12 protein-coding genes are annotated in these 12,909 nt (G+C 54.5%); 7 read left to right on the top strand and 5 right to left on the bottom strand.

The genetic code is table 11. The annotated features are described in order from the left end of the window. Nucleotides 1-20: 20 nt before the first annotated feature. Both AAC086_RS20740 and AAC086_RS20735 read right to left on the bottom strand, forming a co-directional pair. A complete protein-coding gene (locus AAC086_RS20740; RefSeq protein WP_339781637.1) occupies nt 21-902 on the bottom strand; it encodes a metal ABC transporter permease in 882 nt (293 codons plus the stop codon). Next, nucleotides 899-1,702 carry an ATP-binding cassette domain-containing protein gene (locus tag AAC086_RS20735; protein ID WP_339781635.1) on the bottom strand — a complete coding sequence of 268 codons (804 nt, stop codon included), beginning with the start codon at nt 1,700-1,702 and terminating at the stop codon, nt 899-901. Before AAC086_RS20735 ends, AAC086_RS20740 begins: the two co-directional genes overlap by 4 nt. A gap of 374 nt (nt 1,703-2,076) precedes the next feature. On the opposite strand from AAC086_RS20735, the gene queG reads away from it, so the two are divergent. Then, the gene (gene queG / locus AAC086_RS20730; protein WP_339781633.1) at nt 2,077-3,252 is read left to right on the top strand and encodes a tRNA epoxyqueuosine(34) reductase QueG; all 1,176 of its coding nucleotides are present in this window, start codon (nt 2,077-2,079) and stop codon (nt 3,250-3,252) included. A gap of 9 nt (nt 3,253-3,261) precedes the next feature. Here the strand turns inward: queG and AAC086_RS20725 are convergent, their stop codons facing one another. Continuing rightward, nucleotides 3,262-4,044 carry a phosphodiesterase gene (locus AAC086_RS20725; protein ID WP_339781632.1) on the bottom strand — a complete coding sequence of 261 codons (783 nt, stop codon included), beginning with the start codon at nt 4,042-4,044 and terminating at the stop codon, nt 3,262-3,264. Nucleotides 4,045-4,156: 112 nt separating this feature from the next. Between AAC086_RS20725 and AAC086_RS20720 the strand changes: the two genes are divergently transcribed. Genes AAC086_RS20720 through AAC086_RS20710 form a run of 3 tightly spaced genes read left to right on the top strand, consistent with a single transcriptional unit; the run spans nt 4,157 to nt 7,520 of the window. After that, a complete protein-coding gene (locus tag AAC086_RS20720) occupies nt 4,157-4,429 on the top strand; it encodes a ribbon-helix-helix domain-containing protein (RefSeq protein ID WP_339781631.1) in 273 nt (90 codons plus the stop codon). Further along, entirely contained in the window at nt 4,430-5,413 is a 984-nt protein-coding gene (locus AAC086_RS20715; RefSeq protein ID WP_339781630.1) for an NAD-dependent epimerase/dehydratase family protein, read from the top strand. A gap of 13 nt (nt 5,414-5,426) precedes the next feature. Then, entirely contained in the window at nt 5,427-7,520 is a 2,094-nt protein-coding gene (locus AAC086_RS20710) for an asparagine synthetase B (RefSeq protein ID WP_339781628.1), read from the top strand. Here the strand turns inward: AAC086_RS20710 and AAC086_RS20705 are convergent. Beyond that, complete coding sequence (locus tag AAC086_RS20705; RefSeq protein ID WP_339781626.1) at nt 7,512-8,612, bottom strand: response regulator; 1,101 nt, start codon at nt 8,610-8,612, stop codon at nt 7,512-7,514. The two genes, AAC086_RS20710 and AAC086_RS20705, sit on opposite strands and share 9 nt — an antisense overlap. Nucleotides 8,613-8,933: 321 nt before the next feature. On the opposite strand from AAC086_RS20705, the gene AAC086_RS20700 reads away from it, so the two are divergent. The 3 genes from AAC086_RS20700 to AAC086_RS20690 all read left to right on the top strand — a co-directional run bounded on the left by AAC086_RS20700 (nt 8,934) and on the right by AAC086_RS20690 (nt 12,378). Continuing rightward, entirely contained in the window at nt 8,934-9,914 is a 981-nt protein-coding gene (locus tag AAC086_RS20700) for a TAXI family TRAP transporter solute-binding subunit (protein ID WP_339781624.1), read from the top strand. Nucleotides 9,915-10,633: 719 nt separating this feature from the next. Then, nucleotides 10,634-11,512, top strand: coding sequence for an SUMF1/EgtB/PvdO family nonheme iron enzyme (locus tag AAC086_RS20695; RefSeq protein WP_339781622.1), 879 nt, complete (start codon nt 10,634-10,636; stop codon nt 11,510-11,512). Nucleotides 11,513-11,646: 134 nt separating this feature from the next. Beyond that, the gene (locus AAC086_RS20690; RefSeq protein WP_339781621.1) at nt 11,647-12,378 is read left to right on the top strand and encodes a hypothetical protein; all 732 of its coding nucleotides are present in this window, start codon (nt 11,647-11,649) and stop codon (nt 12,376-12,378) included. A gap of 111 nt (nt 12,379-12,489) precedes the next feature. On the opposite strand, the gene AAC086_RS20685 is transcribed toward AAC086_RS20690, so the two are convergent. Continuing rightward, on the bottom strand, nt 12,490-12,888 hold the full coding sequence (locus tag AAC086_RS20685; RefSeq protein WP_339781619.1) for a c-type cytochrome: 399 nt from the start codon (nt 12,886-12,888) through the stop codon (nt 12,490-12,492). Between the last annotated feature and the right edge of the window lie 21 nt (nt 12,889-12,909).

The following is a 12,909-nucleotide window of genomic DNA, read 5'->3' as shown; positions in this document are numbered from 1 at the left end:
TATTGCGACGTGAGGGGGGATTATGGGTGGGGGGAAACCTTGCGCTTGCGCAGGCCCTTGCCAGCAAAAATACCCTGCGGGGCAAAGACCAGTGACAGCCCGTAAAACATGCTGGCGGATAAAATGATGGCCGGGCCTGAAGCAACGGCGAGGTAGAATGAAAACAGCAACCCCGATAAACCAGACAGCGCGGCAACAAAGGCGGCTGTCATCATCATGCGGGGCAGGGTGCGGGTCCACAGGCGGGCGACAATGGCGGGCAATGTCATCATGCCAACAGCCATCAGCGTGCCCAGTGTCTGAAACCCGGCGACAAGATTGATCACGACCAGAAACAAAAACAGCAAATGATAATGCTGCCCTTTGCCCGATACCGCGCGCAGAAAACCCGGATCAAAACATTCGGTGACCAGGGGGCGATAGATCAGGGCTAAAATGATCAGCGAGACCGACGAGATAAGCCCCACCAGCGTGATGGCATTTTGATCGACCGACAGAATGGTGCCAAACAGCACATGCAAAAGGTCGATATTGGACCCTTTAAGCGAAACGATCAGCACGCCAAAGGCAAGCGATGTCAGATAGAAACTGGCAAAGCTGGCATCTTCGCGCAGCACGGTTTTGCGGCTGACAAGGCCCGACAGCACAGAAACGCCCAGCCCGGCAATTAACCCGCCCAGCCCCATCGCCGGAAGCGACAGGCCCCCGGCAATCAGAAACCCGGTAGCGGCACCGGGCAGGACAGCGTGGCTCATGGCGTCGCCCACCAGGGTCATACGGCGTAATAACAACAGCACGCCAACCGGACCGGCACTGCACCCCAATACAAAAGTTGCCACCAGGGCGCGGCGCATAAATCCGTAATGAATGAACGGGTCGATCAACCCCATTGCCGTTGTCATGATATAATCCTGATTTGGGCTGGGGTAGCGTGCCGGGATAAATCGTGCAGGTCGGCATGTTCGGGCATGTTACCGGGCCGGGGTGGCACATACGGGTTGGGTGGCAACACCCTATCGGTTGGCCCCCAGGCATGGCCATTTGCGTGCAGCAACAAGGTTTGGGGGAAATAAGTGCGGATATGGGCAAAATCGTGCAGCACGGCGATAACGGTGCGCCCGTCCTTGTGCCAGCCACGAATAATGTCGATTAAATCGCGGATGGTTGCCATGTCGATGGCATTAAAAGGTTCATCAAGAATAATGACCGCCGCATTTTGCAAGATCAGCCTTGCAAACAGCACACGCTGTAACTGTCCGGCTGACAGGGTGCTGATGGGGTGGTGGCCGTGTTTTTCAAGCCCAACCTGACACAGCGCCTGGTGTGCATTTTGCGCAATTTTGCGGTTAACGGCCCTGAATGCGCCCATTTGCGCCCATGCCCCTAAAATCACGGTATCGGCAACGGTAAAGGGAAAGGATCGTTCCAGTGTGGATGTTTGCGCCAGATAGGCAATGTGCGCGCTGGTCATGCCGCTGGTATCGATATGCCCCGCTGCCAGCGGCAGTTCACCGACCAGCCCCTTGACCAGGGTTGACTTGCCCCGGCCATTTTCACCGGCAATCGCGGTCAGGCTGCCAGGCGCAAAACAGCCCGAAAGATTGCGGATAATCGCATCACCGTCATAGCCGATGCTGATATTGTGCAGATTAATCGGCGCTGGTTTCATGGCAGCGATACTGACCAGAAAATCGCCGACCATATGGCAATCAACAATAGTAAAACCAGAACAAGACGATAAAGGGCCGATCGCGCCAGAAATGACGTGATAAAAGCAGTGGGATTGGACATGGGGCGCCCTGGATAATGCGAAACAGGAATGACGGCAGAAAATGCCTTGGGTCAATTGTTATGATATAACATAACAATTTTACGCCTGTGTCCAGCGTAATTTTCCGGGCCGGTTTTGGGGCGGCGGTGCAGGCATTTTGCGTTTGGTGAAAAAGGCCGGTATACAGGGCCACCAGATCGGGCAAAGTTCCAGGATGCAGGCGACCGCCGTTTTGCGAGGCGGTTTGGCATTGCAGGGCGGGGATTTTGCCGGTGGTAAGGATCTGGAGTCAAGGATCTGGTGCGATGGGCAGATATGGGGATGAGTTGCAAAATATGGGATCAAAGCGGTGCATTTCCTTTAACGACCTTCAGGACAAGGCCCGTGAAATAGGCTTTGATGTGTGTGGTGTGGCCGCGCCCGAAATTGATCGGCGCAACCAGAACCGCCTGGACGAATTTGTGGCCAGGGCCGAATATGGCAGCATGGCCTGGATGGCAGACCCCGAACGGTTGCCGCGCCGCCATGACCCGCGCGTTTTGTGGGAAGATGTGCAAAGCGTGATTGTGCTGGGTACCAATTATGGCCCGGCAGAAAACCCGCTTGCTTTGCTAGATCATCCCGACAGGGCAATGATTTCGGTTTATGCCCAAAATCGCGATTATCACGACCTGATCAAGAAGCGCCTGAAACAACTGGCGCGCTGGCTGGTGGAGCAAAGTGGCGGGACGGAACAGGTCAAGGTGTTTGTTGATACCGCACCGGTTCTGGAAAAACCGCTGGCCCAGGCCGGGGGCATTGGCTGGCAAGGGAAACATACCAATGTGGTGTCGCGCACATATGGGTCGTGGTTATTTCTGGGCGAGGTTTTTACCACCTTGCAATTTGATGATGCCACCCAAAAAGCCGAGATCGACCATTGCGGGTCGTGCCGCAATTGTCTGGATGCCTGCCCGACCGATGCGTTTCCCGAACCCTATAAACTTGATGCCAGGCGCTGCATTTCATATCTGACCATCGAACATGACGGCGTTATTCCGCGTGAATTTCGCACGGCGATGGGCAACCGTATTTATGGTTGTGATGATTGTTTGTCGGTGTGCCCGTGGAACAAATTTGCCAGCCGCACCGAAGAACTGGCCTTTATGCCGCGTGCCGAACTTACCGCCCCGCGTCTGGCCGATTTTTTGGCAATGGATGACGCTGCCTTTCGCGCCTTTTTCGCCGGATCGCCGATTAAACGCATTGGCCGGGCAAAGTTTTTGCGCAATGTGCTGATTGCGATTGGCAATAGCGGGGATGCCAGCACCATCGCGCAAGTGCGTACTTTGTTAGAGGACCCATCCGCCCTTATTCGTGCCAGTGCGGTATGGTCGATGGCACAATTAATGGACCTGGCATCGTTCAACGATGTGCGCGCACAACAGTTGGTGATGGAAACCGATGAAACGGTTTTGGCGGAATGGCATGATGCTGCCTGAATCCCGATCCTAAGGCATTCGCACCATTTCAAAATGATAGCGCACTGTGGCGTCATGCTTATTGATCAGGGCAATGCCATATCCTGGTTCCAGCCAGGGTTTATCGGGCAGGCCCATGCCCGGTTGCATCGCAAGTGGCTGCCCGGCAAAGGTACTGGCACCCCCGGTAACGGGAATACCCCGCCAAATCGCGTGGAACGGGCGATGTGTATGACCAAAAAAGATGTGGCGAATGGCAGGGTGGGTTTGCAAAACATCGCCAAATGCGTCGGCATTTTGCAAATTGATGGCATCCATAAACGGTAATCCAAGGGCGAGCGGTGGATGATGCATGAAAATCAGACAGGGCAGATCTTGCGATTGTTGCAGTTCGTTTGCCAGCCATGCCAGGCGTTGCGGGCATAAATTACCGAAATCTTCGCCGTCTGCCAGGGTATCAAGCATAATTATTCTAATGCCTTGATGTGTCAGGGCATAATTGATGAAACCGTTTTCATCGCGCGCCGTTGCAGGCAGGGTGGCCAACAAAGGTTCACGTTCGTCATGGTTGCCCGGAATGACATGTACCGGCATGGGCAAGGCGGCGATGGTTTCGTCAAACAGCCGGTATTGCGCCAAGGTGCCATCATGGGTCAGATCCCCCGAAACAACGCACAGGTCGGCATCTTTATGCCATTGGCAAATATCGGTAATGATGGCGCACAGGGTTTGGTGGGGCCGTGGTTTGGCGGCGGGCTGGTTTTTTGGGGCCGGGTCGATGATATGGCAGTCACTAAGATGGATAAGTTTCATTTTCGCCCGTTTGTCCCTGACTGTACGTTTGCTTACTGGTAAGACTATATCCTGGTGTTTAGGGTTAAGCCTATTAATCTGACCTTGCCCTGTTCGTTCAATGGATTTTTTGATGAATACCGAAGTTCGCAAACGGTCGATCACGATTGCCGGTCATCGGACCAGTTTTTCGCTGGAAGACGCCTTTTGGCAGGAATTGCAGCGCATTGCGATGCGTGAAGATTACAGCATTGCCGAAATGGTTGCCCTGATTGATGCGGGGCGCGACGGAAATTTATCAAGCGCGTTGCGATTGTATGTTTTGCGCGATTTGCAACAGCGCCTGAATGTGGCAGGACAGGATAAACCATTAATGAACAACCCCGATCAAGGCGAGCCTGCATAAATGAGCGACCAGAAACGAATGGCCATTACCGGTGCAAACGGGTTTGTCGGCCAGGCTGTGTGCAAGGCGGCTCTTGCCGCGGGATATGCCGTGCGGCCCTTGGTGCGCAGTGAAACGGCCAAGGCACAATTGCCTGCCGATCTGGCGCAATATGCCCGGGTGGTGGGCGATATTGATGGCGATACCGATTGGGCCGATCATTTACAGGACGTGAATTGCGTGGTGCATCTGGCCGCGCGCGTCCATGTGATGCGCGATATATCGACCGACCCGCTGGCGGCCTTTCGGGCCGTGAATGTGGCGGGCAGTTTGCATCTGGCCCGTGCGGCCGATGCCCAAAATGTAAAACGCATGGTTTTTGTAAGCTCGGTCAAGGTCAATGGCGAAGAAACACGGTTTTCGGCATTTAACGAACATAGCCCGGTGAAGCCAAAAGACCCGTATGGGCAATCAAAGGCCGAAGCCGAAAACGCTCTGCGCCAGTTTTCGCAAATATCGGGGCTGGGCCTGACCATTTTGCGGCCACCATTGGTCTATGGGCCAGGGGTAAAGGCAAATTTTGCCGCTATGGCGAAGCTGACACGGCGCGGCATTCCCTTGCCGTTTGGTGCCATTCGTAACCATCGCAGTTTGATCCATGTGGATAATCTGGCCGATGCTTGTGTCGTGGCTGTCGGGCACCCAACGGCTTGTTACAAAACCTATTTGGTGTCGGATGGCGAAGATTTTTCGATTGGCGAAATGATGACATTGCTGGCGGAAGGTATGGGAAAAAAGCCGGTCATGGTGCCGGTTCCAACCTGTATTCTGGGGTTCTTGGGCCAGATAACCGGGAAATCAGCTGAGGTTCAGCGCTTAACAAGTTCCCTGCAAATAGATAATCGTGCCATTCGCCGCGATTTGAACTGGCTGCCCCCGATTGAGGCGCGCGACGGCTTGCGAAGTGTTGGCGCATGGTTTGCGCAGCCCGGCAAGGTCGATTAGCAGGTAGCTGTTGATGTGTGGTCTTGCCGGTACAACCGACCCTGTCGCCCGCCCGTGGGCTGTTGCGGCATCTTTGGCATTGGCACATCGCGGGCCGGACGGGGACGGTATCTGGCCGGAAAAAGATCAGCCTTGCCCGGCAAAGCGCGATTTTGATCATCCTTTTGATGGGCCAAACCCGGTTCTGATCCATCGCCGCCTTGCCACCACCGACCTTGATCCCCGTGCGCACCAACCCATGGTGAGCCGCGATGGCCGGTTTGTGCTGGTTTTTAATGGTTATATTGCCGGGTACAACCGGTTGCGCGCCCGTTTATCGCCATCGTTTGCCGATTGCGCACATCCGGGGGAGGTCGCACCAGATACCGACAGAAGAAGCCTTGCTGATACCGAAATTCTGCTGGAACTGTTGGCGCAGACATTATTGCGGGCACGTGCCGCTGGCGAAGCTGAGGCGGTGGCCGACATGCTGGCGGGCCTTTCGGGCGCCTATGCCTTTGCCTTGTGGGACTGCGCCAGAGCATCCTTGTGGCTGGCTGTGGATGGTATGGGGCAAAAGCCGTTATTTGTGGCACCTCGTGCGGATGGGCATATCTTTTTTGCATCCGAATTATCCCCGCTTTTGTCTGCGCCGGGGATTGACCTTGCCCCTAATGCGGCCGCGTTTGAGGCGGCATTGGCGCATTTGTTTATTCCTGCCCCGCAAACGTTCTTTGGGTCGATTGCCCAATTACAACCCGGTGAAATCATGTGCTGGAAAAACCAGCGCCTGTCGCACCATTTTGGTGCCGGGACACGGCAGAAAAGTAACGCCAATCGGCGGATGAAAAGCGCAACATCCCATTTGGGTTCGTCAACGGATATGGCCTTTGCCTCCCGGTCTTTTTCGCCATCTGGGGTGGATCAGCAGACCGTTTCAGCGATGCGTCGCCTGGTATATCGGGCGGTGGTGGATGCGATGTCATGCGACAGGCCGGTCGCGTGTTTGGTATCAGGGGGGATGGACAGCGCCGGGATTGCCGCACTGGCGTGCCGTGCCGCGCAAAACAGAGCAACAAGCCGGTCCTTGCCAACGGCAATTGTGATGGGGTTTGCCGATCAGAAAACAGATGAAACCGGGCGGGCGCAGCGACTGGCCGATCATTTGGGATTGCCCTTAAAAGTGGTTGCCGCCCCGCATGACCCGGAAGACCTGTTGTACCGTTTAAAGGCCGGTTTGAAAGCCTTTGGTGGGCCGTTTGCCAACCCGTCAATGATATTGGCCCATTGTTTAAGCCAGTCTGTTGCCGAAATTGCGCCGGTATGTTTGACCGGCGATGGCGGGGACGAAATTTTCGGCGGTTACCGCCGCTATCAAATGGCGGTGCGGGCGGCATCATGGCGGGCTTTGCCGCATTTTATGCGCCGGGGTATCGGGCATGTTGCCAATGGTGCAATGCAATGCTTGCCGGTCGGGCTTATCCGTCCTGTCGCGGGACCGGCAAAGTTTTTACGCGCCATTGGCGGCAATGGCCGCGACGTTTTTAACCAGTGGAACAATCGCTGTGTTTTGCCTGGATATGGCATCTTGCAGCGCGATGCGCGGGGGATGTTGGGAAACGGGCATGATCTGGCATCGATGATGATGCTGTTTGATCAATCTGTGACTTTGCCCGGCAACCAGTTGGCGATGAGCGACCGGATGGGCATGGCATTTGGCGTTGAATATCGCCCGCCGTTACTGGGCCATGCGGTGCGACAAATGGCGAACGCCCTGCCAGTTGCGCAGCATTTGGGCGGGGCAGGCAAGGACATATGGCGGGCTGTTGTTAAACCGATGGTGCCAGCGGGCCATCTTGATCTGCGCAAAATCGGGTTTAACCCCCCGGTCGGGCAATGGGTGCGTGATATTTCCATGCTGCTGTGGGGAAATGAAATTACGGCGCAAAAATATCTTTTTGCCCGTGTCCCGGTGCGCGATGCCATACGGCGCAAAACATGGCAGATGGCATGCGCCAATGATTTTGATGCCGCCCTGACGGTGTGGAACTTGCTGGTTTGGCAGATATGGGACGGGGTGAAAGACGAAATACCCGCCTCCGGGCAAGGTGGATGGCTATCAGCTTAGGGCCCATGATCGACTGCGGCGATACAGGTTAAGGGCGGTTAGCGCCGTGGGGGCCAGTTGCACCACCTGGCGTGACAGTTTGACAAGATGGTGGTGATCAATATCGTTGCGGCCAAAATCATTGCGGTCAAAAATGGTATGGGCGGCATCACATAAATCGGCCAGTTGGCGCAGGCCAAACGTACCCGATGTGCTTTTTAAGGCGTGGACTTCGTTGCAGACGGCGCGAAAATCGTGTCGCGACAGGGCGTCATCAATCTGGACCAGGCGGGCTTCGGTTTCGCTGATAAACAGTTCAATGCCGCTTGCCGCCCCATCCAACCCGGCATCCCGGTAGAGTTTTTCCAGAATATTGACATCCAGAACAGGGCTGGCAGGCAACGCGCTTTGCAGGGGTTTAAAGCTGCGGGCGTTTTGTTTCATCCGGGCGACAGGGGCCGGGGCGGGCAGGTCGGATTTGGGGGTGCCCGGGTTGTGGCTTGGCAGGTTTTCGCTGATAACCCGCAGCAGGCTCGCCCGTCCGATCGGCTTGCTGATAAAATCGTTCACACCGGATTGCCGGGCAACCATGTTCCAGTCGCGGGTGCGATGGGCGGAAAAGGCAATAATCGGAATGCGCGATGACGGACCATCCATATGACGGATGCGTCGGGTGGTATGCAGCCCGTCCATATCGGGCATTTCAACATCCATCAGCAAAATGTCGACCGGCCTGCCGCGCCGCAAAATATCCAGCACAGTTTGTCCATCGCCCGCTTCAATCACGCTGAAACCTTCGGCCTGTAACATGCGGCGTGCCACCATGCGGTTGGATGCGCTATCGTCTGCGACCAGCACGGTGCCGCGTTTCCTGTTATCAACATCGGTCAGGGACGGGGGCCGTTCGCGGGCGTGAATTTGCGGGCGGACAAGACATACCGAGAGCATGCCGCCATTGTCGAGACTGGTTTCATCAAATAAAAGATCGTCCTCGGCAATACCGGTAATCAACTGATTCCAGGCCGGATTTGCAAAAATAAGACGTTCATTGGCATCAAACAGAGCGATCCCCGCATTGGTTTGCGAGAGCGCATCCAGGATCTGCTTTTCCATGGGCCACCTTGTTAAACCGGCGTCCGCGTCTCGCAACCAAAAGATTTTTATTTTTGAGGGTTTGAAATTTCATCCCGCTTCTAAAACCATGTTCCCTGTTTTTACGCAATAAGTCCATGATTTTATTGTGTTGCACAATTTTTGCCGACGTCGGTTGTGCCCGGTATGTCAAATTTTGTGTGAGGTCAAATTTTCTGCGCAGTGTGTTATTTTGCTGGCGCGGGGCGACGCAGGGACAGGCAAAAAACATCGGTCAGGATTGTCTGTTTTATCGTACATTGAGCACCGGTGGCATAAACTGTTCTTTTCAGGGGGGAAAGAATGAAGCGGGCATTTGATATGGCATGTTGCCTGGTCTGGCTGTCTGCGGTTTTTCTGTGGGGGGATGTTGCCCAGGCAGAAGGCCAAAGCCGGTTTATCACCATTGGTACAGGCGGTGCCAATGGGGCTTATCATCCTGTTGCCAGTGCGATTTGTGGTTTGATCAACCGTATGTACAGGTCAAACGGGCTTCGCTGCACGGTCGAGCCCACCAATGGGCCGGTTTATACAATTTATTCTGTCCATTCTGGCGATTTTGATTTTGGCATTGTGCAGTCGGATGTTCAAAGCGAGGCCAGCCACGGCACCGGTGATTTTGCACAAACCGGCAAAATCGATGATTTACGGTCGGTGTTTTCTGCGTATTTGCAAACTTTTACGGTTTTGGCCCGGGCAGATGCAGGGGTGACTGACTTTGACGACCTGAAAGGCAAGCGGGTTAATATCGGTAATCCCGGGTCGGCACAGCGAGATACGATGGAACGTGTGATGGCCGCCAAAGGCTGGACGCTTGATGATTTTGCCATGGCATCTGAACTGGACCCGATGGCGCAGGTTAAAGCACTGTGCCAGCACCGAATTGATGCAACCGTTTATGCGGTTGCCCATCCTTCGCAGATGATCCGTCAGGCGGTGCAGGCATGTGATACGGTGCTGGTCGATGTCGAAGGTCCGGCAATTGACCGGCTTTTGGTCGAAAATCCTTATTATCAAAAAGAGACCATTCCCGGCGGATTGTACTATGGCAACCCGGAACCGGTGCAAACATTCCGCGCCAGTGTGACCTTGATGGCTGCGGCAAAAACCGATGCCGCGATTGTTTACCAGTTGGTGAAAACCGTTTTTGGAAATTTTGGCGCGTTCAAGGGGCAGCATTCCGCGTTGGCCGGTCTGTCAAAAAATGCCATGGTGCATGACGATTTGCCTGCCCCGTTGCATGAAGGGGCGCTGCGCTTTTATCGCGAAGCCGGATTAATGTGAAAACGGTTTGCTTAACCGCAGGCCTGATACAAAACCGGCACCACCCCGGGGGAAAAGGGTGATGCCAGTTTATGCTGCGCGGGGAGGGGAGAAGACCCGCTGAAAAAGACGTGTTTCGTCCGGTTATTGGCCGGTCCGGCAAATGTCGGGGGAGACAACATTTACCGTTTTAACAACCCGGCACAGGGTGCTTGTTATTGGCCAACACAGACATCGTGACAGAAAAGTGGGCCTTTGTGGGGTCACGTATTTTCACGCTTTCGTGAGGGTCTGGTGCTTTTTGCTGCAATGGCAGAAACATTGAGGGTGCGAGGAAGTTCTGCCTGGCGTTGCTTGACAAAGCGGCACGGGTTTTACAAACATGTCATTCTTGAAAATCCTGTAGCAGGAAGGAGAGAGCCGGTTACGGAATGTGACTTTTTGATTCTGAGGAACCCGTATCAAGATGATGATGTCTCAAGCATGTTTCCTGTAATATGACCCATTTTGACAGCTCAGTCTGCCGCCTGGCAAGGAGAAGTCCGCAGGGCGTAACGGGTTTACGGACAAGGATTTCGACGCGGCCAGGCGGCAGACTGCGCTGGCCCACAGGGTTTGATTTTGGCGGTGTTTGGCGGCGTTACACCGCTCGCCCGATGCGCCGCATCGCGCAGCGCGCTGTGCCTTGCCAAACGACACGCCAAAAACAAACAAAATGGGTCATATTAAAGGAAATATGCTTGAGCGGTCGCCGCTTTTGCCGAACCGCTGTCGGGCTGGCGACAATGATGGTGCTGTCGTTGCAGACATCAACAGTTTTTGCCGCAGATGACAGCAAACCCGACGTTACCGTTGTGCCCGCAGAATGGTTCTGGCAGGGCTCCGACGCGATTGAACGCGATTATGCCTATCGGATCGATGAACAGATTTACGGGCAGGGTGTGGCCCATCGCAATCGCTGGTACGATTCTGAAATAGCAAAATGGCGTATTTATCTGCCGGAATTTGAAATTTCGACAACACCGGTAACCAATCGCCAATATGCCGCCTTTATCAAAGATACCGGGTATCCCGAGCCGGGCGTAACCCGCGAAATATGGAATAGTTATGGGCTGGTCCATGGATTTGAGGCCACACGCCCGTTTGCCTGGAAAAACGGTGCCCCGCAATCGGGGCGTGAAGATCATCCGGTGGTGCTGGTTTCCTGGCAGGATGCGGTGGCTTATTGCCAGTGGCTTAGTCAGAAAACCGGCGAGACATGGCGCCTGCCTAACGAAGCCGAATGGGAAAAGGCTGTGCGTGGCCCCGATGGGACGTTTTATCCGTGGGGTAATATTTATGATCCGACATTATTAAACAGTGCAGATCGCGGCAAGTTTGACACCATGCCGGTCAAATCTTTTCCTGCCGGGCCATACGGCCTTTTTGACGGGGCAGGGCAGGTTTTTGAGTGGACCATGACCCGGCAGCAGCCCGGTGCCCGCATCGTCAAGGGGGGCTCGTGGGATGATCGGGGGTGCGGTGTTTGTCGCCCGGCAGCGCGCCACAGCCGCCCCGAGCATTTGCGTCATATATTAATCGGTTTTCGTGTATTGCACGTAACATCAAAAGACAGGTAAGGATTTTCACTTGTGGTTTTTTGGCAGAGGCGTGACTGTATGCGAACCGGTTTCCTGCCGGATTGGCATTTCCATTCGGCCCGGAAGGGCCAGGTCAGGAGTGGACGGTCGACACATCAAGTGGTGATACAATCATGACTGAACGAGACATAAACTGGTCGGAATTGTCCACCAGCCGACTTAAAACCATGATTGCTGCCGGGCGTGATGTGATGGAATGTCATCGTGTCCTGTCTGCGACGGGCGACAACATTGTTGGCGAACTGATCCGCACGACAGGGGCGTTTTATGAATGGACGCATTACCCGCAAGGTGACGTTTACGATCGGACCAGCCACGCCCAGTTTTATTACCATGCCCATCCCAAGGACGAACAGCGCGACTGGAACGAGCACGGGCATTTTCATAGTTTCATGCGTCCGCGCGGTATGCCCGAGTCGGCACGGCCGTTGCAGATAGAGGGCTTTGAAATCCCCAAGGGTCCAAATGAGGCTTTGTCGCATCTGGTCGCCATTTCGATGGATCAGTACGGCTTTGCCCAGAGGTTATTTACGACCAATCGCTGGGTCACCGGCGAGGTCTGGTATGATGCCGAAACGGTTCTGTCCATGCTCGATAATTTCATTATTGATCATGCGCAGCCATCCTGGCCGGTGAACCGGTGGGTGTCGGGCATGATTGCGTTTTACCGCCCCCAGATCGAAATTCTGGTGCGTCAGCGCGATGAAACCGTTTCGGCCTGGGCGCAGGCGCATCCCGGCAGCGATGTTTACGAAGATCGTGACCTGGAAGTAACGTCGGAATGTACGATCCGGGTTGAAGAACAGATGCGCAGCATTGCAACCGAACTGGATAATCGACGTTAAAGCATGTTTATGGAAAGACCTTTGTAAAACCGACAAAAGGCCAACCCGTGCAGGGTCGGCCTTTTGGCTTGGATCGTTCATGGCGCACAGGATATGTGGCGCAAAACGAGATCAGTTTTGTTTCAGATATTCGGTAACGGCTTTGATATCGTCTTCTTTTTTCAGCTTGAACGTCATCTTGGAACGTTCTTTGTTCTGCGCGATCGAGCTGATCTTGGCAGACGGGTCTTTCAGATAATCGTCAAGAAATGCTTCATCAATGGTGAAGCCCTTCTCGCAGGCATCCAGATACCCTTTGCTGTATTTAAAATCGGAAATTGCGCCGCATTCGCGACCAATTACACCATGCAAGGACGGGCCAACCTTGTTTTTGCCTTCTTCAATGGAATGGCAGGCGGCGCATTTCTTAAAGACTTTCTCGCCCTTGGCAGCGTCACCATCGGCAAATGCAGCGGTGCTGAACATTGCGGTGGCGGAAATTGCAATAGCAAGTATTTTGATCGAATTCATTTACAAGGCCTCTCTCTTGGC

This window comes from uncultured Thalassospira sp. (genome assembly GCF_963976115.1).
GTDB lineage: Bacteria > Pseudomonadota > Alphaproteobacteria > Rhodospirillales > Thalassospiraceae > Thalassospira.
This window is presented reverse-complemented; position numbering and strand designations above follow the sequence as displayed.

Excerpts from the sequence above, each read along its gene's own strand:
- queG (WP_339781633.1), top strand. The coding sequence starts at position 2,077 with ATGGGCAGATATGGGGATGAGTTGCAAAATATGGGATCAAAGCGGTGC.
- AAC086_RS20685 (WP_339781619.1), bottom strand. The coding sequence starts at position 12,888 with ATGAATTCGATCAAAATACTTGCTATTGCAATTTCCGCCACCGCAATG.
- AAC086_RS20735 (WP_339781635.1), bottom strand. The coding sequence starts at position 1,702 with ATGGTCGGCGATTTTCTGGTCAGTATCGCTGCCATGAAACCAGCGCCG.
- AAC086_RS20710 (WP_339781628.1), top strand. The coding sequence starts at position 5,427 with ATGTGTGGTCTTGCCGGTACAACCGACCCTGTCGCCCGCCCGTGGGCT.
- AAC086_RS20740 (WP_339781637.1), bottom strand. The coding sequence starts at position 902 with ATGACAACGGCAATGGGGTTGATCGACCCGTTCATTCATTACGGATTT.
- AAC086_RS20705 (WP_339781626.1), bottom strand. The coding sequence starts at position 8,612 with ATGGAAAAGCAGATCCTGGATGCGCTCTCGCAAACCAATGCGGGGATC.
- AAC086_RS20700 (WP_339781624.1), top strand. The coding sequence starts at position 8,934 with ATGAAGCGGGCATTTGATATGGCATGTTGCCTGGTCTGGCTGTCTGCG.
- AAC086_RS20715 (WP_339781630.1), top strand. The coding sequence starts at position 4,430 with ATGAGCGACCAGAAACGAATGGCCATTACCGGTGCAAACGGGTTTGTC.
- AAC086_RS20720 (WP_339781631.1), top strand. The coding sequence starts at position 4,157 with ATGAATACCGAAGTTCGCAAACGGTCGATCACGATTGCCGGTCATCGG.
- AAC086_RS20690 (WP_339781621.1), top strand. The coding sequence starts at position 11,647 with ATGACTGAACGAGACATAAACTGGTCGGAATTGTCCACCAGCCGACTT.
- AAC086_RS20725 (WP_339781632.1), bottom strand. The coding sequence starts at position 4,044 with ATGAAACTTATCCATCTTAGTGACTGCCATATCATCGACCCGGCCCCA.